21 protein-coding genes and 1 pseudogene are annotated in these 19,225 nt (G+C 66.8%); 10 read left to right on the top strand and 12 right to left on the bottom strand.

The genetic code is table 11. The annotated features are described in order from the left end of the window. Positions 1 to 112 precede the first annotated feature (112 nt). The 3 genes and pseudogenes from ACFQU0_RS11055 to ACFQU0_RS11045 form a co-directional block, all read left to right on the top strand. Complete coding sequence (locus ACFQU0_RS11055) at positions 113 to 574, top strand: helix-turn-helix domain-containing protein (RefSeq protein ID WP_382200694.1); 462 nt, start codon at positions 113 to 115, stop codon at positions 572 to 574. A gap of 158 nt (positions 575 to 732) precedes the next feature. Continuing rightward, complete coding sequence (locus ACFQU0_RS11050; RefSeq protein ID WP_382200692.1) at positions 733 to 966, top strand: hypothetical protein; 234 nt, start codon at positions 733 to 735, stop codon at positions 964 to 966. 98 nt (positions 967 to 1,064) lie between these two features. Further along, positions 1,065 to 1,283, top strand: a pseudogene (locus ACFQU0_RS11045) (Wadjet anti-phage system protein JetD domain-containing protein); the annotation flags it as partial. Here ACFQU0_RS11045 and ACFQU0_RS11040 read toward each other — a convergent pair. Beyond that, the gene (locus ACFQU0_RS11040; protein ID WP_382200690.1) at positions 1,279 to 1,920 is read right to left on the bottom strand and encodes a DUF2889 domain-containing protein; all 642 of its coding nucleotides are present in this window, start codon (positions 1,918 to 1,920) and stop codon (positions 1,279 to 1,281) included. The pseudogene ACFQU0_RS11045 and the gene ACFQU0_RS11040 sit on opposite strands and share 5 nt — an antisense overlap. 96 nt (positions 1,921 to 2,016) lie before the next feature. Here ACFQU0_RS11040 and ACFQU0_RS11035 point away from each other — a divergent pair, with 96 nt between their 5' ends. Next, positions 2,017 to 2,529, top strand: coding sequence for a cupin domain-containing protein (locus tag ACFQU0_RS11035; protein WP_382200688.1), 513 nt, complete (start codon positions 2,017 to 2,019; stop codon positions 2,527 to 2,529). A 39-nt stretch (positions 2,530 to 2,568) separates the two neighbouring features. Here the strand turns inward: ACFQU0_RS11035 and ACFQU0_RS11030 are convergent, their stop codons facing one another. The 5 genes from ACFQU0_RS11030 to ACFQU0_RS11010 form a co-directional block, all read right to left on the bottom strand. Beyond that, complete coding sequence (locus ACFQU0_RS11030) at positions 2,569 to 4,041, bottom strand: aldehyde dehydrogenase (NADP(+)) (RefSeq protein WP_382200686.1); 1,473 nt, start codon at positions 4,039 to 4,041, stop codon at positions 2,569 to 2,571. Positions 4,042 to 4,202: 161 nt separating this feature from the next. Next, on the bottom strand, positions 4,203 to 5,075 hold the full coding sequence (locus tag ACFQU0_RS11025; protein ID WP_382200684.1) for a 2-hydroxy-3-oxopropionate reductase: 873 nt from the start codon (positions 5,073 to 5,075) through the stop codon (positions 4,203 to 4,205). A 46-nt stretch (positions 5,076 to 5,121) separates the two neighbouring features. Next, positions 5,122 to 5,910 (bottom strand): HpcH/HpaI aldolase family protein, encoded by a 789-nt coding sequence (locus ACFQU0_RS11020; RefSeq protein ID WP_382200682.1) that lies wholly within the window; start codon positions 5,908 to 5,910, stop codon positions 5,122 to 5,124. 204 nt (positions 5,911 to 6,114) lie between these two features. Beyond that, a complete protein-coding gene (locus ACFQU0_RS11015) occupies positions 6,115 to 6,249 on the bottom strand; it encodes a hypothetical protein (RefSeq protein ID WP_382200680.1) in 135 nt (44 codons plus the stop codon). A gap of 34 nt (positions 6,250 to 6,283) precedes the next feature. After that, complete coding sequence (locus ACFQU0_RS11010; RefSeq protein WP_382200678.1) at positions 6,284 to 6,865, bottom strand: LexA family protein; 582 nt, start codon at positions 6,863 to 6,865, stop codon at positions 6,284 to 6,286. 122 nt (positions 6,866 to 6,987) lie between these two features. On the opposite strand from ACFQU0_RS11010, the gene ACFQU0_RS11005 reads away from it, so the two are divergent. The 3 genes from ACFQU0_RS11005 to ACFQU0_RS10995 are packed head-to-tail and all read left to right on the top strand — an operon-like array spanning position 6,988 to position 11,093. Further along, positions 6,988 to 7,383: a hypothetical protein gene (locus ACFQU0_RS11005; protein ID WP_382200676.1), complete on the top strand. Its 396-nt coding sequence runs from the start codon at positions 6,988 to 6,990 to the stop codon at positions 7,381 to 7,383. A gap of 3 nt (positions 7,384 to 7,386) precedes the next feature. Beyond that, on the top strand, positions 7,387 to 10,017 hold the full coding sequence (locus ACFQU0_RS11000; RefSeq protein WP_382200675.1) for an HD domain-containing phosphohydrolase: 2,631 nt from the start codon (positions 7,387 to 7,389) through the stop codon (positions 10,015 to 10,017). Then, the gene (locus ACFQU0_RS10995) at positions 10,014 to 11,093 is read left to right on the top strand and encodes an enolase C-terminal domain-like protein (protein WP_382200673.1); all 1,080 of its coding nucleotides are present in this window, start codon (positions 10,014 to 10,016) and stop codon (positions 11,091 to 11,093) included. Before ACFQU0_RS11000 ends, ACFQU0_RS10995 begins: the two co-directional genes overlap by 4 nt. 7 nt (positions 11,094 to 11,100) lie before the next feature. Here the strand turns inward: ACFQU0_RS10995 and ACFQU0_RS10990 are convergent, their stop codons facing one another. After that, the gene (locus ACFQU0_RS10990) at positions 11,101 to 11,976 is read right to left on the bottom strand and encodes a pirin family protein (protein ID WP_382200671.1); all 876 of its coding nucleotides are present in this window, start codon (positions 11,974 to 11,976) and stop codon (positions 11,101 to 11,103) included. Positions 11,977 to 12,083: 107 nt separating this feature from the next. Beyond that, the gene (locus tag ACFQU0_RS10985; protein ID WP_382200669.1) at positions 12,084 to 12,491 is read right to left on the bottom strand and encodes a DoxX family protein; all 408 of its coding nucleotides are present in this window, start codon (positions 12,489 to 12,491) and stop codon (positions 12,084 to 12,086) included. 72 nt (positions 12,492 to 12,563) lie between these two features. Between ACFQU0_RS10985 and ACFQU0_RS10980 the strand changes: the two genes are divergently transcribed. Continuing rightward, positions 12,564 to 13,511, top strand: coding sequence for a LysR family transcriptional regulator (locus ACFQU0_RS10980; RefSeq protein WP_382200667.1), 948 nt, complete (start codon positions 12,564 to 12,566; stop codon positions 13,509 to 13,511). Between the two features lie 5 nt (positions 13,512 to 13,516). Here the strand turns inward: ACFQU0_RS10980 and ACFQU0_RS10975 are convergent, their stop codons facing one another. Beyond that, positions 13,517 to 13,816, bottom strand: coding sequence for a hypothetical protein (locus ACFQU0_RS10975; RefSeq protein WP_382200666.1), 300 nt, complete (start codon positions 13,814 to 13,816; stop codon positions 13,517 to 13,519). Positions 13,817 to 13,900: 84 nt separating this feature from the next. Between ACFQU0_RS10975 and ACFQU0_RS10970 the strand changes: the two genes are divergently transcribed. Beyond that, positions 13,901 to 14,719, top strand: coding sequence for a ParB N-terminal domain-containing protein (locus ACFQU0_RS10970; protein WP_382200664.1), 819 nt, complete (start codon positions 13,901 to 13,903; stop codon positions 14,717 to 14,719). 425 nt (positions 14,720 to 15,144) lie between these two features. Here the strand turns inward: ACFQU0_RS10970 and mnmC1 are convergent, their stop codons facing one another. Both mnmC1 and ACFQU0_RS10960 read right to left on the bottom strand, forming a co-directional pair. Further along, positions 15,145 to 16,857, bottom strand: a complete 1,713-nt coding sequence (gene mnmC1, locus ACFQU0_RS10965) for an FAD-dependent 5-carboxymethylaminomethyl-2-thiouridine(34) oxidoreductase MnmC1 (protein ID WP_382200662.1) — start codon at positions 16,855 to 16,857, stop codon at positions 15,145 to 15,147. Between the two features lie 170 nt (positions 16,858 to 17,027). Beyond that, positions 17,028 to 17,303 (bottom strand): oxidative damage protection protein, encoded by a 276-nt coding sequence (locus ACFQU0_RS10960; protein WP_382200660.1) that lies wholly within the window; start codon positions 17,301 to 17,303, stop codon positions 17,028 to 17,030. A gap of 256 nt (positions 17,304 to 17,559) precedes the next feature. Between ACFQU0_RS10960 and ACFQU0_RS10955 the strand changes: the two genes are divergently transcribed. Then, entirely contained in the window at positions 17,560 to 18,054 is a 495-nt protein-coding gene (locus ACFQU0_RS10955; protein WP_382200781.1) for a disulfide bond formation protein B, read from the top strand. Positions 18,055 to 18,140: 86 nt separating this feature from the next. Here ACFQU0_RS10955 and fba read toward each other — a convergent pair whose 3' ends face one another. Next, complete coding sequence (gene fba, locus ACFQU0_RS10950) at positions 18,141 to 19,178, bottom strand: class II fructose-bisphosphate aldolase (protein ID WP_382200658.1); 1,038 nt, start codon at positions 19,176 to 19,178, stop codon at positions 18,141 to 18,143. Between the last annotated feature and the right edge of the window lie 47 nt (positions 19,179 to 19,225).

Below are 19,225 nucleotides of genomic sequence, written 5' to 3'. Positions count from 1 at the left end.
GGGCAGGCGCCACAGCTTTGAAAACGACGTCAGGCCCACTGGCCCCCGCTAGGGGGCATTGGCACGGCACCCAGTGTCTGCAGCCCATTGCTGAACCCAACGGACCTCCACCATGAACGTCCTCACCAACGCCCTGAAGTCAGAAATCGCCCGCGTGGCTCGCAAAGAGCTCAAGGACGAACTGCTGGCGTTGAGGAAAACCACCACGGCGCAACGCGCCGAGATCGCAGCACTCAAGCGGGAATTCAAGGCCTTGCGTGCCCTGCTCAAGGCCAACGAAAAAGCGGTCAAGGCCGTCAAACCGACGGCCCCCACGCCAGCGCCCAAAGCCGCCACCATCGAGCGAAAAAAGCCCGGCCGAAAAGTCGGCTTCAGTGCCGAGGCCTTGGCCGCCCAACGTGCCCATTTGGGCCTCACACAGGCCCAAATGGCGCAGTTGCTGGAGGCCTCGACCTTGTCGGTCTACAAGTGGGAGTCGGGCAAGGTGCAGCCACGGGCCGCACAGCTCGAACGCATCCTGGCGCTGCGCAAGCTGGGCAAACGCGAAGCGGCTGCACGGCTGGCCCAGGCGTGAGCCTGAAAGACCGTCACCTGCCCAAATCTTGGGCAAACTGCCTACAAGGCCCAGGGCATCCGGGCTGCGGCCGAATGGCCATGGGTTATCCACACACTTCTTCCCCTGTTTGTGGGGATTCTTGATCACCGATTCACGGCCTGAAGAACAGAGAGCACATGCGCCATTCATTGACGACACAGCGCAGACACACCGAGCGGCCCAAACCGGCAGCAGCTCCAACGACGCCGTTGGGCGACAACCGGTTTCAGGAACTGATTCGGGGCGCCAGCGCGTTTTTTGCGCAGGCTGAGCGAGATGTGGTGGCCGAGAAGGCGGCCGCTATCGTGGAAATCCAGGCCCTGATGGCCGAATACGGGTTGACGGTGGCCGATCTCGACTCGCAAGATTGAGATGGTCTTCTAAGTAGGGTCATGTGACGGCCTTGCAGCGGGAGCTGTCGATTCGAGGCGGCTTTTGAGCAGGCGACGCAGCGACATGGCGGTCACTGATGAGTTCAATAGACGTGGCCTACTGGGGCGACATGGACACCTGGGGCCTGGTCATGCTGGGGCGCGCCAGACGCCATCTGCCGCAGGTGCGGCGGTTGCTGATGGACCGCGCCACCTTTGACGCCCACGCGGGCCTGGCGGTACTGGAGTCGGTGGGCGCGCCCGCTGCGCCCCACACCCTGCACGCAGACGAGATCGATTTCTACCGCTTCCTCAGCGCAACGCCCCGGGGCCGGCTGGAGCAGGAGTTTCTGCCGCCAGCCCTGGTGCGGCAGGCACTGGCGGATTGGCTGGGTGCGGCGCGGGTGCCCTCGCCGGCGCCTGCCAGCCAAAAAACACCGGGTACACCTTCGCCACCACCGGCCCGTTGAAGTCCCAGGCCAGGCACTGGCCCAGATGGGCGGGGGGCTGGCCGTTGACGGCGGGGGCGAAGGACGCGGTTTGGGTCTGGAAGGCGGCGGTGGCGAGGTTGAACAACAGCTCGCGCAAATGGGTGCAACCCTGGATGCCACCGAGGTGGCGTTGTATGGTCTGGCGCCAGCCACGGCCGATGACCTCGCCCACCATGCGTTGCAAGGGCGCCATCGCCTGTGGGCAGGGACCGTGGGGGTAGGCGTCCATGGCCACGGCCACGTCGCGGATGACCATGCTTTCGTCGATGCTGACGCGCAGCAGCATGTGGTGCACGGGCTGGCCGGGTTCCCAGCGGCCTTCGCCTTCGATTTCAAAGCCGTGGGGTTTGCTGTCGTGCAATTCGCCTTCGATGTCCCACAGACCATCGTCGCGGCGGAAGCCTCGGTATTCGACGCGGCGGGTGTGCATCAGGGTGCGGGGTTGGGGGGCGGGCAAAGGCAAGGCGCGAGCTCCATCGGTCAAAGGGGATGGCGCATTTTCCGGCATCGCGGGCGCTGGGGTGGCACACTGGACACATCCCGCCTGCCACGCGATGCCATGACACACGATCATCCCCATTCCCACGATCACGACACCTCACACACCCACCACCCGGCCTGGAAACACGATGGTGTGCGTGTGGTGCCCGGCAACCAGCTGGATGGCAATGTGCCGTCCACGCCGGGCATGGACCGCAAGGCGGCGATCAACTTTGCCCGTGTGGGCGCCCAGAAACTGTGGGCCGGCACGGTCACCATCCACCCCGACGCCAAAACCGGTGCCCACCACCACGGCCCGCTGGAGAGTGTGATCTACGTGGTGCGTGGCCGCGCGCGCATGCGCTGGGGGGAGCAGCTGGAGTTCACCGCCGAGGCCGGGCCGGGCGATTTCATTTACGTGCCGCCGTATGTGCCACACCAGGAAATCAACGCCAGCCCGACCGAGGTGCTTGAATGTGTGCTGTGCCGCAGCGACGGCCAGGCCGTGGCGGTCAACCTCGACATCGAGCCGGTGGAGAGGCCGGAGCAGGTGCTGTGGGTGGACCCCACGCACCCGACCGGCGGCGTGTGAGCAGCGGCGGCTGAGCGCCGCCCCCTCACGCGCGGCGTCTCAGACCGGGCGGCCTTGTTGCGCCAGCAGCCAGACCGGTGCGTCCTGCAGGGCCACGGGGCGCAGGAAGCGGTCGATGGCGGCGTCGCCCACCGAGGTGGTCATGGGTTGCGTGCTGGAGGGCCAGGGGCCGCCGTGTTGTTGGGCGGCGGTCACGGCCACGCCCGTGGGCACACCGGCAAACAGCACCCGGCCGGCGATGGCCATGGCGCCGCGCACCAGGGCACGGGTGTCGGGCGAGTCGGTCTCGGCGCCCCAGAGGGTGACGGTCAGGCTGCCGCCCACGGCCTGCAGCACCTGCAGCACCTGGTCCACCGAGTCGGCCCACACGACCACGCTGGACGGGCCGAACACTTCCTCGCGCAGGGCGTCTTTGGCGATGAAATCGACCGCCTCGACCTGCGCCAGGAAGGGGCGCGGCGCTTCTGCGTTGCCGGCTTCGCGCAGCAGCGGTTGTGCGCCGGCTTGCACCAGGTGCTCGACGCCGGCATCAAATGCCTGGCGCATGCCGGGCGTCAACATGGCGTGGGGGTTTTGTGCGGCCAGCGCGGTGCGCAGTTGCGCGACGAAGGCTTCGCTCTCCGCGCCTTTGATCAGCACCACCACGCCGGGGCTGGTGCAGAACTGCCCACAACCCAGGGCGATGGAGCCGGCCAATGTGGCCGCCAGTTCGGCGCCCTTGCTCGCCAGCAAGGCCGGCAGGGCCACCACGGGGTTGATGGAGCCCAGCTCACCGTAGAACGGAATGGGCCGGGGGCGGGCGCTGGCTTCAGCCTGCAGGGCCGCACCACCGCGCGTGGAACCGGTGAAGGCGCCAGCCGCAATGGCTGGGTGGCGCACCAGACGCACACCCACATCGGCGCCGCCACCCTGGATGAGGCCCACCAGGCCGCTGGGCAGGCCTTGTGCGCGCAGCACCTGCTGCACCAGCCCGAACACCCGGTTGGACAAATGCAGGTGGCCGCTGTGGGCCTTGACCACCACCGGGCAACCGGCGGCCAGGGCCGAGGCGGTGTCGCCGCCCAGCACCGAAAAGGCGAAGGGGAAGTTGCTGGCCGAGAACATGGCCACGGGCCCCAGTGGCACGCGCTGGCGCACCATGGCGGGGTGGCCCACGGGCGGCGCGCCAGGCACGGCCGGGTCGTCGGTGAAGGCAAAGGCCACGCCGCGTTCGGCCATGTCTGCAAAGCGGCGCAGCTGGAAGGCGGTGCGGTCCAGTTCGCCGTTCAGGCGCACCGGGCCCAGGGCGGTTTCGTCGTCGGCCAAGGCCACCAGGCCTTCGCGGTCCGACTCCAGGGCAGTGGCCAAGCCGCGCAGCAGGGTGGCGCGTTGCTCACCGCTGCTGGCGGCCAATGCGGTAAAGGCGTCGCCAGCGGCGGTGGCGGCGGCGTCCACCTGCTCGGGCGTGGTGGCGGGCAGCGGTGCGCCCAGGGCTTCGCCCGTGCGGGCGCGGAAGGATTGCAGTGTTTTCATGGTCATTTGCGCAACAGTGGTCATCAGGACCGCTCACGGGCGGCCGGCGTGCGGTGTGCGCCGCCAGCGGATTCCCCCACCGGGGACACCGCCGGGCTGGCTTCGCCAGACGGCTGGTGTCGCCCCCTGGGGGGTGACGCGAAGCGGCGCGGGGGGGCTGGTCATGCCACAGGGTGGTCGGCCAGCTTTTCGAAGGCTTGTACGAGGGCGGAGTGGTCCATGTCGGCCAGGCCCTGAGCGGCGCAGGCTTGCATCATTTGTGCGGCGTTGGCGGTTTGGGGCAGGGCCACGCCCAGTTCGCGTGCGCCTTGCAACGCCAGGTTCAGGTCCTTCTGGTGCAGTTTGATGCGGAAGCCCGGGTTGAAGGTGCGCTTGATCATGCGTTCGCCGTGCACCTCCAGGATGCGGCTGGCGGCAAAACCGCCCATCAGCGCCTGGCGCACCTTGGCCGGGTCGGCGCCGGCCTTGCTGGCAAACACCAGCGCTTCGCTGACGGCGGCGATGTTGAGCGCCACGATGATCTGGTTGGCCACCTTGGTGGTCTGGCCGTCGCCGTTGCCGCCCACCAGGGTGATGTTTTTGCCCATCAGCTCCAGCAGCGGTTTCACCTGTTCGAAGGTGGCTTCGCTGCCGCCGACCATGATGGTCAGGCTGGCGGCCTTGGCGCCGACCTCACCGCCCGACACCGGCGCATCGAGGTACTCGCAGCCCAGTGCGTTGATGCGCTTGGCGAAGCGCTGGGTTTCCATGGGCGAGATGGAGCTCATGTCCACCACCACCTTGCCAGCGCTCAGGCCGTGGGCCACGCCCTGTTCGCCGAACAACACGGTCTCCACATCGGGGGTGTCGGGCAGCATGAGAAACACGATGTCGGCGGCACGCGCCACGTCGGCGCTGGTGGCGCACACGGTGGCGCCCGACAAGGCGGCGGGCACTTGGCTGCGGGTGCGCACAAACAGGGTGTGGCCGGCGGCGAGCAGGTGGCCGGCCATGGGCGCACCCATGATGCCCAGGCCAATGAATCCGATCTTCATGAACAAACTCCTTGCAAGAAATGGGGGTGGAACGGGGGGCGTCGGCTCAGTAGCCGCTGCCCGGGGCTGTGGGCTGGGCGCCGCGCATGTCGCGCACCACCTGTTGGGCGCCGGCGGCCAGCAGGCGTGCATCGGAGCCGACGGTGACGAACTGGAAGCCCATGGCGATGCGCTTGAGTGCCGCAGCGGTGCTGCCGTTGTGTATGCCGGCCACCAGGCCATGTGCCTTCGCGCGCGCGAGGATGTGGGCAATGGCTTCGGCGGCGGGCGGGTCCACGTCGTCGAAGGTGGGCGTGCAACCCAAGGACAGCGACAGGTCGGAGGGGCCGATGTAGACCGCGTCCAGCCCGGGCACCGAGAGGATGTCTTCCAGGTTGTCCAGCGCCTGCGCGGTTTCGATCATGGCGAAGGTGACGATGGTGTCGTTGGCGTGCTGCGCGTAGTCGGCGCCACCGTAAAGGTTGGCGCGCACCGGGCCAAAGCTGCGCACCCCGCGCGGTGCGTAGTGGGTCCAGGCGACCAGTTTTTCGGCGTCGTCACGGGTGTTGACCATGGGGCAGATGACGCCATAGGCACCGGCGTCCAGCGCCTTCATGAGGATGCCCGGCGCCAGCCAGGGCACCCGCACCACCGGCACGGTGGTGGTGGTGGAGATGGCCTGCAACATGGGCAACAGCGCGCCTTCATCCACGAGGCCGTGCTGCATGTCGATGGTCAGCGTGTCCCAGCCCTGGTGGGCCATGGTTTCGGCCGAGAAGCTGTTCGGAATGGCCAGCCAGCCATTCACGGCCGCCCCTCCGGATTGCCACAACGAACGCAGGCGATTGGGTCTCATGGTCGGTGTCTCCCCGGGATGGGTGATGTGGTTAGTTATAAGACATCGTACCACTGTGCCCGAGGTGGGTGCAAGTTTTTGTCGCGTTCACCTACCCGCCACGCATGCAGCAGCCCAGCCGGGGATGCCGCCGATCTGGCTCTGCCAGTCGGCTGGCATCGCCCCCTGGGGGGTGACGCCGAAGGCGGCGCGGGGGGGCATCCGTCAATCCAGCTCGTACACCGACACCCGCGCACCAGCGGCCAACACATTGAGCTGGCAGATCTCGCGGGTGGTCTTGGCGCGGTTGAGGGCGCCGCCCCGGCCGGTGAGTCTGCGGAAAATGGCTTTGATCGTCATGGAAACCTCACTCGTGAAAACGTGGGTGGCCGCCTCAGCGGCCCATTTGCCGGAACATGCCCACCACCACACCCACCACCTCCAGCGACTCGCGCGCCAGGATGTCGGGGTAGTCGGGGTGGGCGGGTTTGAGCACCCATCCCCCTTGACCGGGCAAGGGGTGCAGGTACTTCACGGTCATTTCGTTGTCCACCAGCGCCACCACCATGTCGCCGGGTTTGGTGGGGCGGTTGCGTTCCACCACCACCATGTCGCCGTCCAGCAGGCCGGCGTCGCGCATCGATTCACCGCGCACGCGGCACAACACCGTGCGTTCCGGGTGGCGGATCAGGTAGTCCTCGATACCCACCATCTCCTGTCCAGCGCTCTGGTCCTCCATCTGGGGCAGGCCGGCGCGCACCTTGCCCAGCACCGGCAGCGCAAAAAAGTCGCGGGTGGGGGCGATGCGACCTTCCACACGCTCCAGAAACCCGGCGTCCACCAGCCGCCCCACCACTTTGAACACCCCACCCGCCGAGGCCAGGCCCAGCACATCGGCAAGTTTGGCCATGGAGGGGAACGCCTTGTGTTCGCGCCAATACATGCGCAAGGCGTCGAGGTGTTTGTGGTCGGACATCGAAACAAGCAAGTGTATGAATGTTCACGATGGTAAACGAAGCATTCTGAGATTGTCAATAATCTCAACAATGTGGGGCTTCTCCGGTGGTAGGCTGTGTTTTTGCCCGGGAGAGGCCGTGGATGTTCGGTAAAACCACCATCAAATTTCAGCAGTGGATCGTGCTCTCAGCCAGCGCACTGGTGTTGCTGCTGGCTTTGGTGTTCTTGGGCACGGTGTTTGGCAAGTTCCGCGAAACCGCGCAGCGTGGCGCCACCGACCGTTTCGAACTGATCACCCAAGGCATTGCCGAGCACCTGCAACTGAGTCTGGACGCACACGCCCGGCGCGCCAGCGCGCTGGCCGCGGCCGACGTGTCCGATGTGCTGGCCCGCCAAGCTGGGCCGGTGGCGTCCATGGTCGCGGTGCTGAAAAAGTCGGTGCGCGAAAACCCCGGTGTCTACGGCGAATACCTGGGCCTGTCCAACGGCGACTTTCTGCAGGCCATCGGCGTGCGTGGGCACGCGGCCACGCTGTAGGCTTTGGATGCACCCGCTGGCACCGAGTTGGCGGTGCGGGTCATCCAGGCCGACGCCACGGGTACACGCCACGAGCAGTGGTGGTTTCTCGACCGAGCGGATCAGACCCTGGGCGAACGCCGGGTGGCGGCGCGCTACACCCCGCTGGACCGTCCCTGGTACCAGGGCGCTTTGCGCGCCTCCCAGGCCTCGGTGACCGCGCCCTACGTGTTTGCCTCCACCGAGCGCGAGGGGCTGACCATCTCGGCCGCCTTGCCACGTGGCCAGGGCGCCTATGGGGTGGACATCAGCCTCGACAGCCTGCCGGGTGTGTTGGCGGGCTATGCCATCAGCGACAACGCCTTTCTGGGCGTGGTGGACGAAGCGGGGCGGCTGCTGGCCGCGCACGCCACGGGTTCTTCACGGCTGGCCCAAAACGACCTTCGGCTGCCGCCGTTGGCCGAAACCGGCAGCCCCAAAGCGGCGGCCGTGTCCGGCCTGATGGGCGATCTGCCACCCGACCGCGCGCAGTTCGTGGACCTCGCGGGCGAGCCCCACCTGATGGTGCTGCGCCGGTTGCAGGTGGCCGGCAGCAGCCGCTACCAGGTTGTGTCGTGGGCACCTGTGACCGACTACACCGCGCCGGTGGACCAGGCGCGGCGCGACGTGTTGCTGGTCACCAGCCTGCTGCTGCTGGTGCTGGTGCCCATCGCCCTGGTGGGAACCCGTGGCATCGCGCGTTCGCTCGGGCGCATGGCGCAGAACTCCGAACGACTGCGCGCCATGGACTTTTCGGCCGAGCCGACCGAAGAGCACTCCTACTTGTACGAGATCAACGCGCTGGGCGAGGCACAGACCGTCATGCACCGCTCGGTCAAGGAGCGCACGGCGGCGCTGGAGCTGGCGCAGGCCAAACTCTCGCGCATCGTGGAAACCGGCATTGAGCTGGGTCGCCAACAAGACCGTGCGGCCCTGTTGCACTCGGCGCTGTTCGGGGCGCGTGAAATTGCGCATTGCCAGGCCGCCACCCTGTTCCTCAAGACCGAACGCAACACCTTGAGGTTTGCGCTGCGCACCAGCGACGACGCGTTGCCCGCGACCGAGTTGGCGCTCTACGACATCAACGGCCACCCAGACCACCGCTACGTGGCTACCCACGTGGTGCTCACCGGCGAGACGGTGGTCATCGACGACATCTACAGCGAAACCCGCTTCGATGTCAGCGGCACCAAACGTTTCAGCGAGTCGTCCGGCATGCGGGTCGTCTCCACCCTCAGCGTGCCGCTCAAGGCGCGCGAAGGCCAGGTGCTGGGCTTGGTCCAGCTCATGAACGCGATGGACCCCAAAACCGGCGAGGTCATCCCTTTCGAGCCGGACATCGTCAGCTTCGTTGAGGCCCTGGCGGCGCAGGCGGCGGTGGCACTCGAAAACCAGAATCTTTTTGGCGCCCAGAAAGCCCTGCTCGACGCCATGATCCAGATCCTGGCCGGCGCCATCGACACCAAAAGCCCTTACACCGGCGGGCATTGCGAGCGGGTGCCCCAGCTGGCCTTCATGCTGGCGCGCGAGGCCAGCGACATGAAAGAAGGCCCCCTGGCCGACTTCGCCTTCCACACCGAAGAGGAGTGGCGCGAGTTCCGCATCGGCGCGTGGCTGCACGACTGCGGCAAGGTCACCACGCCCGAGTTTGTGGTGGACAAGGCCACCAAGCTGGAGACCATCTGCAACCGCATCCATGAGATACGCACGCGCTTCGAGGTGCTGCTGCGCGACGCCCGCATCGAATGCCTGGAGGCCACGCTGGCCGACCCCACGCAGGCCGACGCGGCCCAACGCGGGTTCGAGGCGCGGCAGGCACAACTGCTGTCGGACTTTGCTTTTGTGGCCGAATGCAACCTGGGCAGCGAATTCATGGCCCCCGACAAGGTGGAGCGGCTGCGCACCATCGCCCAGGCCACCTGGATGCGCCACTTCGACGACCGCCTGGGCCTGGCCCACGACGAGCTGGCGCGCCACGAACGTGAACCGGCGCAAGCCCTGCCCGCACAAGAATTCTTGTTGGCCGACAAGGCACATCACCTGTTCGAGCGCCCTCCCACGGCCGCACTCGACAGCCGCTACGGATTCACCCTCAAGGTGCCCGAACACCTCTACAACCACGGCGAGGTCTACAACCTGTCCATCGCACGCGGCACGCTGACCGAAGAAGAACGTTTCAAGATCAACGAGCACATCATCCAGACCATCGTGATGCTGGAGAACATGCCGCTGCCCTACAACCTCAAGCGCGTGCCCGAGTACGCGGGCACCCACCACGAAACCTTGATTGGCACCGGCTACCCGCGCCGCCTGACCGAAAAAGAACTGTCGGTGCCCTCGCGCATCATGGCCATTGCCGACGTGTTCGAGGCCCTCACCGCGCGCGACCGGCCCTACAAAAAGGCCAAAACCCTGTCCGAATCGGTGCGCATCCTCTACGGCTTCAAGCGCCGCCGCCACATCGACCCGGTGTTGTTCGACCTCTTCCTCACCTCCGGCATCTACCTGCGCTACGCCCAGCAGTACCTGCTGCCCGAGCAGATCGACCACGTGGACATCGCGCGGTACCTTGGGCCGGTGCCGGTGGCCTCTGCAGACAACGGGAGCGTGACATGAGCCCATTGACCTTGCGCGACATCCGCGCGCGTGCCGTCATCGCGCCGCTGGCACGGCCCATACGCACCGCGTCTGGCGCCATCGAGGCCTCGCCTCTGGTGTTGCTGGATGTGTTGACCGAAGAAGGCATCACCGGCCGCGCCTACCTGTTTGCCTACACGCCGCTCATGCTCAAGCCGCTCATGGCCCTGGTGGCGCAGGTCACGCCTGTGCTCAAAGGCCAGCCGGTGGTGCCGCTGGCCTTGCAGCAACGGCTGGAGCGCACCTTCCGTCTGCTCGGTTTGCAAGGCCTGCTGGGTATGCTGGTATCGTCGCTGGACATGGCCTTCTGGGATGCGCTGGGCCAGGTCGCCGGCCAGCCCGTGGTGCGCCTGCTGGGCGGCGAGCCACGGCCCGTGCGCGCCTATGACAGCTGGGGCTTGATCGACCCGGCGCGCGACGCCGCCGCGCTGGAAGCCTCGGTGGCCCAGGGTTTCACCGCCATCAAGTTCAAGCTCGGTGGCGGCAGCCTGGCGCACGATCTGGCCACCGTGAGTGCCGTGCGCACCATCGTGGGTGAAGGAGTGGCACTGATGGTGGACTACAACCAGAGCCTGGAGCCGGTGGAGGCCGTGCGCCGCGTGCGGGCGCTGGAGGCGTTCGGCTTGGAGTGGGTGGAAGAGCCGGTGGCGGCCGAAGACCTGGCGGGCCATGCCCGCGTGCGCGCGGCCACCACGGTGCCCATTCAGACCGGCGAGAACTGGTGGTTTCCGCGCGCCGCCGAACAGGCCCTGAGTGCCGGCGCCTGCGACCGCATGATGCCCGACCTCATGAAGATCGGCGGCATCACCGGCTGGCTCAGCGTCATGGGCTTGGCGCGTGCCGCGTCCATGCCGGTGTCCAGCCACCTCTTCATCGAGGCCAGTGCCCACGTGCTGGCCGTCACGCCCACCTGCGACTGGCTGGAGTTCATGGACTTCGGCGCACCCGTGTTGCAAGAACCCTGTGTGCCCGTGAACGGTGCGGTCACCGCACGCGGGCCGGGGCTGGGCATGGCCTGGAACGAGGACGTGGTGGCGCGTTGCCTGGTGGCTTGAAGCCCGATCAGGCCGCCAGCCGGCCGGCGCGGAAATCGCCCAGCGCCTGGTAGATCTCCTGCTGCGTGTTCATCACAAAAGGGCCGTACTGGACGATGGGTTCGTTCAGGGGGCGCCCTGCGATGAGCAACACACGCGCCTCGTCTGCAGCCGCTTCGATCACCACCCCGTCGGCCTCCGGCGTGTTCGCCAGAATCGCCAAACGCTGCGTGGGCACGGTCTGGCCCGCGATGTCCACCGCGCCCCGGTACACGTACACAAAGGCGTTGTGGCCCGGTGGCAGTGCTTGCTCAAAGCGCGCGCCGGCTGGCAGGTGCAGGTCCAGGTACAGCGGCTGGGTGATGTCGCGTGTCACCGCGCCCGCCACGCCATGGCTGTCGCCGGCGATCACGGTCACGTCCACGCCTTGTTCGGTGCGCAGCCGGGGCAGCTCGGCGGCCTGGAAGTCGCGGTACCAGGGCGGGTTCATCTTCTCGCTGCTGTGTTGGTTGAGCCACAGCTGGAAGCCTTCCATCACGCCCGATTCCTGTTGAGGAATTTCGGAGTGGATCACGCCCCGGCCGGCCGTCATCCATTGCACGCCACCGTTTTGCAGCAGGCCTTCGTGGCCGGCGCTGTCCCGGTGCAGCATGCGGCCCGCGATCATGTAGGTGATGGTTTCGAAGCCGCGGTGCGGGTGGTCGGGGAAGCCGGCGATGTAGTCGTCCGGCTGGTCGCTGCCAAAGGCGTCCAGCATCAGGAAAGGGTCGAGCCGGCGCTGCAGGTTCTGCGTCAACACGCGGTTGAGCTTGACGCCCGCGCCGTCCGAGGTGGCCTGCCCGGCCACCAGGCGCTCCACCGTGCGGGACTGGGTGACGTGGTCGAGTTCGGTGTGTGTGCTCATGTGAGTCTCCTGAAAAAGGCTGCAAAACCCAGGGCGCCCGTGGGTCCGGCTTTGCCGGCCCACCGGGTGCGCCCCCCGGGGGTGACGCGAAGCGGCGCGGGGGGTACTTAAGCCCGCCGTGCGTCCACGCTCCAGGCCCCGGCGCCATGGGCGGCCAACACCAGCAAGCCACCGGTCACGGCCACGTTCTTGAAGAACATCAGCTGCTGCACGAAGGCCTGGTCGGCAGGAACGGCCCAGTAGGCGTGGAAGAAGAAGCTGGCCACCAGGGTGAAGCCGGCCAGCGCCAGCGCCGCGATGCGGGTGCCGAAGCCGAACAGCAGCGCCAGGGCACCGCCGATTTCCACCACCGCCGCCAGCGCGGCCGCCACGCTGGGCAGGGGCAGTCCGACCGAACTGATGTAGCCCACGGTGCCGGCAAAGCCGGTGAGTTTGGCTATGCCGGCGGGCAGGAACAGCGCCACCAGCAGCAGGCGGCCGGCGAGGTCCAGGGCATTGAGAGTGGTCTTGTTCATGGTGCGTTCCTTCAAAAGTGGTTGGGATGGGTGTACTTTAGGTTGGATCAATCTGCATTGGAATGCCTCAAAATGGATATGATTGTTGTCATGATGGAGCAATCAGGGCCTGGCGCACTTGACCCCAACGACTTGCTCATCTTTGCAAGCGTGGCCGATCTGGGCAGCTTCAGCCGCGCAGCCGAGAAGATGGGCCTGCCCAAGTCCACCGTTTCGAGGCGCTTGGCGGCACTGGAGCAGCGCCTGGGCGAGCGCCTGTTGCTGCGTACCACGCGGCGTCAAACCCTGACCGAGTTCGGCCGCGAACTGCTGGACCACGCGCGCCAGGTGGCGCTGGAGGTGGAGGCCGTGGCCGCCCTGAGCGAACGCCGCCAAGCTGCGCCCAGCGGCAGGCTGCGTGTGTCCATGCCCAGCGACTTCGCCAACCTCGTCCTCGCCGAGCCCATGGCCGCCTTCGTGGCCATGCACCCGGGCATCCAGCTGGAGCTGGACCTGTCGGCGCGCCGTGTGGATTTGTTGGGCGAGGGCTTTGATCTGGCCTTGCGCATCGGCGCCTTGTCGGACGATGGCCTGCTGGCCGCTCGCCGCTTGACGGTGTTGTCGTCCGGCCTCTACGCCTCACCCCAGTACCTGGCCGAGTTCGGCCCGCCGGCCACGCCCGAAGACCTGGCCCGGCACAGCGCCGTGCGCTTGCTGGCGGGCCATGGTGAGCCCTTGCCGTGGACCTTGAGCTGTGGCGAACAACAGTGGCAAGGCCTGCCGCCGGGGCGCATCAACGCGAATGCACCCGAGCTGCTGATGCGGCTGGCGCGGGCCGGTGCCGGCATCGCGGCCGTGCCCGACCACATCGCCCAGCCCGACGTGCATCAGGGCCTGTTGCGGCGCGTGTTGCCCGATTGGTGCCTGCCCACGGTGACGGTGTCGGCGGTGTTCCCGGGGCGCAAACTCATGCCCGCCAAAACGCGGGCTTTCATCGAGATGTTGCAGGCGGCACTGGGCGGCATGCCCAGCGCTGCCTGAGGCGCTTACAGCGGGTTGGCCAACGCCTTGGAGATGGCCGCGATGTGCGCCGCCGTGGGCTTCATCGGCTTCATCTCGTCTTCTTCGGCGGTGGCGTTCTCGTGCGCCTGGATGGCGTTGACCATCTGGTACAGGTCGTCCCAGATGATGGTCTTGCCCGGTGGGCACATGTCGCGCAGCGTGCCAAACCAGTAGTATCCGTCGGTGCCACCAAACAGCTGGTCGATGCCGGCGGCGTCGCCACTTTTGAGGCCTTGGGCGGCGAGGAGCTGGTTGAGCTTGTGGTGCGAGACGGAGTAGTGCATGGGGGTTCAAGAAGCGTTGGGGCGGCGATTTTACCGGGCCGGGTGGCCTCTACAATCCAGCCCCTTTTGCCGTCCCCATTTGCCATGAACATCGTCGTCAGCGAAGAACTCAAGGCCTACATCGACCCCCTGACCCCCGAAGAACACGAAGCGCTGGAGCGCAGCCTGCTGGCCGAGGGCTGCCGCGACGCGCTGGTGTTGTGGGGCGACCTGCTGGTGGATGGGCACAACCGTTATGGCATCTGCCAGAAACACGGCCTGCCCTTCAACACCGTGCAGAACCCGCGCTTCCAGTCGATGGAGGACGTGCACCTGTGGATGATCGACCAGCACCTGGGCCGGCGCAGCGTGTCGGATTTTCAGCGCGGTGTGCTGGCGCTGCGCAAGCGCGAAATCGTGGCCGAGCGGCGGCGCCAGTTTCTGGCCGAGCCACCGACCGAGGCCGCGCTGGAAGCGGCGGCAGAGCGCACGCCGCAACCCGAGCCCGCACCCTTGAAAAGCCGCGAAGACATCGCACGCGCCGCGCGCCTGAGCAGCAGCCAGGTGGTGCAGATCGAAAAAATCCAGAAGCAGGCCGCGCCCGAGGTGGTGGAGGCGGTGAAGTCCGGCACCCTGTCTTTGAGCGCCGCAGCCGCCGTGGCCAGCCTGCCCGAGCCGGAGCAAAAGGCCGCCGCAGAAGGCGGCCCCGAGGCCTTGAAGCGGGCCGCCAAAACCGTGCGCGAGGCCAAACGCAAGCCACGCGACACCGCGCTCGCTGAAGCCGCCGAGACCGCTGAGGCACCTGCGGGCGCGCCGCCGGATATGGCGGCGCTGATGCAGCAAGTGCAGCAGCTCACCGCCGAGAACCAGGCGCTGCGCGCCGAGCGCGACGCCTTGCTGGCGCGTTTGGCTGCGACGGCCTGATTAGGGCCTGTTCACACTATTTTTCCGAGTGCGAACGGGGTGACAACAGCGCCAATCTAGACGCGCGACGACGGCCAGACTGGGCGTCTGGCCTAGGAGTGCAACGACGAGTGGCGCTGTTGTCACCCCGTTCCCTCCGGGTTGCGGCCAAAAAGGCCATGCGCGGCGTTGCGAAGCCTTGCCGGGGGCATACCCCGGCGGCGTTTCGCGCCTTGCGCATGGCCTTTTTGACTCGCAACGCATCTCGGAAAAATAGTGTGAACAGGCCCTAGATCTGCCTGGCACCATTCACTCGCGCGAGCTGCACGTGGATCAAGCGCGTCTGGGAACGGGTGCCGTCTTGAGCGAGCGCGTAGTCATCGTCACTGTTGGCTGCCAGCCTCCGATGTTGCGCATCAAGAGGTCAGTAAGCACCTCCTGATGCTTCACAACTGATGCATGAAACGCTGAGCGGCGAGGTGCCGCGCCAGCCGGTCATCCAACGGAAGGGGTTCGTGGCCGTGCCACGCCGCTGCAATGTCGCCGCACAGCAGTGCCAGGCACAGGCCGCGTGCGCCCATGGCTGTGCTCACCCACAGGCCGGGCAGTGCATGGGGTGCGATGGGGCCGACCAGGGGAACGCGATCGGCCACAGTGCAGCGCACGCCCGACCAGGGGCGGCTCATCTCGGCACGCGCACTGTTTGCGCAGGCGCCTCCCAGTTCCGGGAGCAGCTCGCCCAATTTGGCGAGATTGGCGGCGTCGTCGGCCGCATCGAGCAGTGCGGTCTGGCGGCTGCGGTCGAAGGTGGCCCCGCAGTACCAGGCGGGCCCCTCGGCGCTGGGCACATGCGGAATCAGCGCGCCGTGGCCGTTGATGGCGAAGCGGGGCAGGCGCGGTGTCTGGGCAGCGTGTAGCTGGCCGGTCATCTGACCACGCACCTCGTTCAGGGGCAAGCCCTGCGGACGCAGCGCAGCCAATGGCCCCGCCAGCAGCGTGCGGGTAGCGGGGCCGGCGGCCACGATGAGCCAGTCGGTTTCGGCCAGCGTGTTGCCCGTGGGGTCGCACACGTGCCAGCCGCTGGCCGTGCGCGTGATGGTGCTGACATGACAGCGCCCCTGCCATTGGATGCCAGGCTGGGCCAGCAGTGCGCGAACGAGGGCGGCCGGTTGTATCCAGCCAGCCCGCTCGTGCCACCAGGCAGGCGCGTCGGGTGGTAGGCCGACTGCGCGCAGTGTGTCGGGGTCGGCAGGCCGGGTCCAGTCGCGGCCGGCTTCAACGTTGGCATGAGGCCAGTGGCGACCACGTCCAACGCGGTGCTCCAGTACGCCCGTGGCACCCCAGGAGCCGTCCAGATCGGCGTAGTCATGCAGGGTTTGCCACGTACAGCGCATGCCGGCGCGGGTGATTTGCGAGAGCCAAGCGTCGTCGGTGGACAGGTGGGGCCCAAACAGACCTGCAGGCAATCCCGAGGCACCGGCTGCGGGGTGTGCCGCTTGGTCCAGCACGGTGACCGTGTGCCCGCGGCGTGCCAAGCTGGCTGCCATCGCGGCACCTGCCAGGCCGCCGCCAATGACAACAGCCGAGGTCAACTGGGGGCGTTGGGGCAGCGGCTTGTGTGCAGACCAAGGCGGTGCAAAGCGACCGTGCAGGCTGTCTTGCTCGATTGGCCGCCTTGACTCAGTTTCGACGACAAAACCGTGGGCAGTCAGGCTCGCACGCACCGGTTCTGCCCCTGTTGAGGTGGCGAACGGTGCGCCGGGCCGGCAACGGCGGGCCAGGGCGCTCATCAGTTCTGGCGCCCACATCCCGGAGGAATGGTCGGCATCGATGCTGCTGAGGTACAGCGTGTCGGCCAAGAAGTGCTGATGGGCCAGCCATTCGTGGCCGTCGGCTATGCCCAGGGTCAGCAGCACCTGGCCACTGTCCAGGCTGATCCGATGTGTGCCGGGCAGCAGGCCCCACCAGCGGTGGGCAAGGGCTTGCGCCATGGGGGCGAGTTCAGGCCAGTTTTCGGCCGCCTGGAGGAGGTCTTGGGCGCTTGCCGGATGGGCCTCGGTTGCCACGTAGTGGAGCAAACGGGGACGATGTGGGTCGTCGCGCCAGGCGGCCCAGGTGGCCAAAAAGTTCAGGCCCAGACCAAAACGGGTTTCAAGCACGATGAAAGCGTCTCGGCCACGCCAATGGGGCGGCAGACCGCCACCCTGGAGGAAAACCTGTCGGGCCTCTTGCAGGCCTTCGGCGCCAGTGTGAGCACGGGAGACGCCGTCAACGCGGGGGAGGTCAGGCTTGCCGCCCTCAGTCCCGCAGACGACGCCCCCGTTCACTTTCACTGTTCGGCAGGCGGCACGTAGCCGGCCGCAGCGTCGGCGCCTTCGCCGAAGAAGTGTTTTTCCATCTGGCGTGCCAGGTACTGGCGGGCACGCGCATCGGCCAGGTTCAGGCGGTTTTCGTTGAGCAGCATGGTCTGGTGCTTGAGCCAGCCTTGCCATGCCTCTTTGCTGACGCTTTCATAAATGCGTTTGCCGAGTTCGCCGGGGTAGGGCGGGAAGTCGAGGCCTTCGGCTTCTTTGCCGAGCTTGATGCAGTTGACGGTGCGTGCCATGGGGGATCCTTGGGAATGCGAAGTGGCGAGACTGTAGCAAGCTTTGGACGGCCCTTGGCTGCTGAGGGTGGCACGGTCGCCGGGCGCTGGAACTTTTGTGCGCTGCGGTGGCTCTGGAGGGCAGGCGTTCAAGTGCTGCCACGCCTTGCACGACAATGTGGGCCCAGGCGCCTGCCCCGTCTTATGTGTGTTTTGTCCTGAGGAATGCGTTTTGTCCACCGCTTTGCCCACCTACCACCCCAGCCTGCTTGAGCGCATGGGCCTGCACCCCCGAACCGTATTGGCTGTCATCGCTCTGGGGGCCATTGCCTTGTTGGCCTTTGGCCTGTACCTGCAGCACGTGGAGGGGTTGGAGCCTTGCCCGATGTGCATCGTGCAGCGTTATGCGCTGGTGCTGGTGGCTTTGGTGGCCGGCTTGGCGGCGTTCATACCCGGCCGCAAGGCCGCGTTGGGCGCCAGCGGCCTGGTGGTGCTCATCGCCGGGTTCGGTGCCTTTGTGGCCGCCCGCCAGAGCTTTTTGCAGTGGAACCCGCCCGAGATCGTCACCTGCGGGCGCGACTTCTACGGGATGATCGAAACCTTCCCGCTCAAGCGCGCCATCCCCATGATCTTCAAAGGCGGCGGCGACTGCGCGGCCATTGACTGGACCTTCCTGGGCCTGACGATCGCCAACTGGTCTTTCCTCAACTTCATGCTGATCATGGCCTTGTGCCTGGGCGTGCTGGCGGGCGCTTGGCGCGCCCGCGGCTGACCTCCGGGCAACCTGGCGCCTGGCCGCCCCAAGTCAGGTCAGCCCCCTCGGGGGAAGCGACCCGCGCAGCGGCGGAGCGTGGGGGCTCATGCGTACATCGCCACCATTTTTTCCATGGCCACCGGCTGAATGCGGCTGGCCTGGCCGGCACACCCAAAGGCCTCAAAGCGCGCCACGCAGATGTCGCGCGCGGCCAGGGTGGCGTCCTTGAAGAACTTGCGCGGGTCGAACTCGCCCGGTGTTTGTGCCATGGTGCGGCGCATGGCCCCGGTCATGGCCAGGCGGATGTCGGTGTCGATGTTCACCTTGCGCACACCGTTCCGTATGCCGCGCACGATCTCTTCCACCGGCACGCCGTAGGTTTCCTTGATGTTGCCACCGAACTCGCGAATCACGGCCAGCCACTCCTGCGGCACGCTGCTCGATCCGTGCATCACCAAATGGGTGTTGGGAATGGCCTGGTGGATGGCGGCGATGCGGTCGATGGCGAGGATGTCGCCCGTGGGCGGGCGGGTGAACTTGTAGGCGCCGTGGCTGGTGCCGATGGCGATGGCCAGCGCATCCACGCCGGTTTGTGCCACAAAGTCGCGTGCTTGCTCGGGGTCGGTCAGCATCTGGTCGTGGCTGAGTTTGCCCTCGGCGCCCACGCCGTCTTCTTCACCCGCCTCGCCGGTTTCCAGCGATCCCAGGCAACCCAGCTCGCCCTCCACCGACACGCCCACCGCGTGGGCAAACTTCACCACTTCGCGCGTGACCGCCACGTTGTAGTCGTAGCTTGCGGGTGTTTTGGCGTCTTCCAGCAGCGAACCATCCATCATCACACTCGAAAAACCGCTGCGGATGGACTGCTGGCACACGGCCGGCGAAGCGCCGTGGTCCTGGTGCATGACGATGGGGATGTGTGGGTACATCTCCACCGCCGCCTCCACCATCTTGCGCAGAAACGGCTCGCCTGCATACTTGCGGGCGCCCGCGCTGGCTTGCAGGATGACGGGTGCGTCGCACCTCTCGGCCGCCTGCATGATGGACAGGATTTGCTCCAGGTTGTTGATGTTGAAAGCCGGTACGCCGTAGCTGTGTTCGGCAGCGTGGTCCAGCAGTTGCCGCAGGGAAATGAGTGCCATGAAAAGTCTCCTGTGAAAATTCAGTTGCCGGCGCGTCTGGCCAATAT

The organism is Hydrogenophaga defluvii (genome assembly GCF_042665235.1).
Taxonomy (GTDB): domain Bacteria; phylum Pseudomonadota; class Gammaproteobacteria; order Burkholderiales; family Burkholderiaceae_C; genus Hydrogenophaga; species Hydrogenophaga defluvii_A.
The sequence above is the reverse complement of the archived record's forward strand: the minus strand, read 5'-3'. Positions and strand labels throughout refer to the sequence as shown.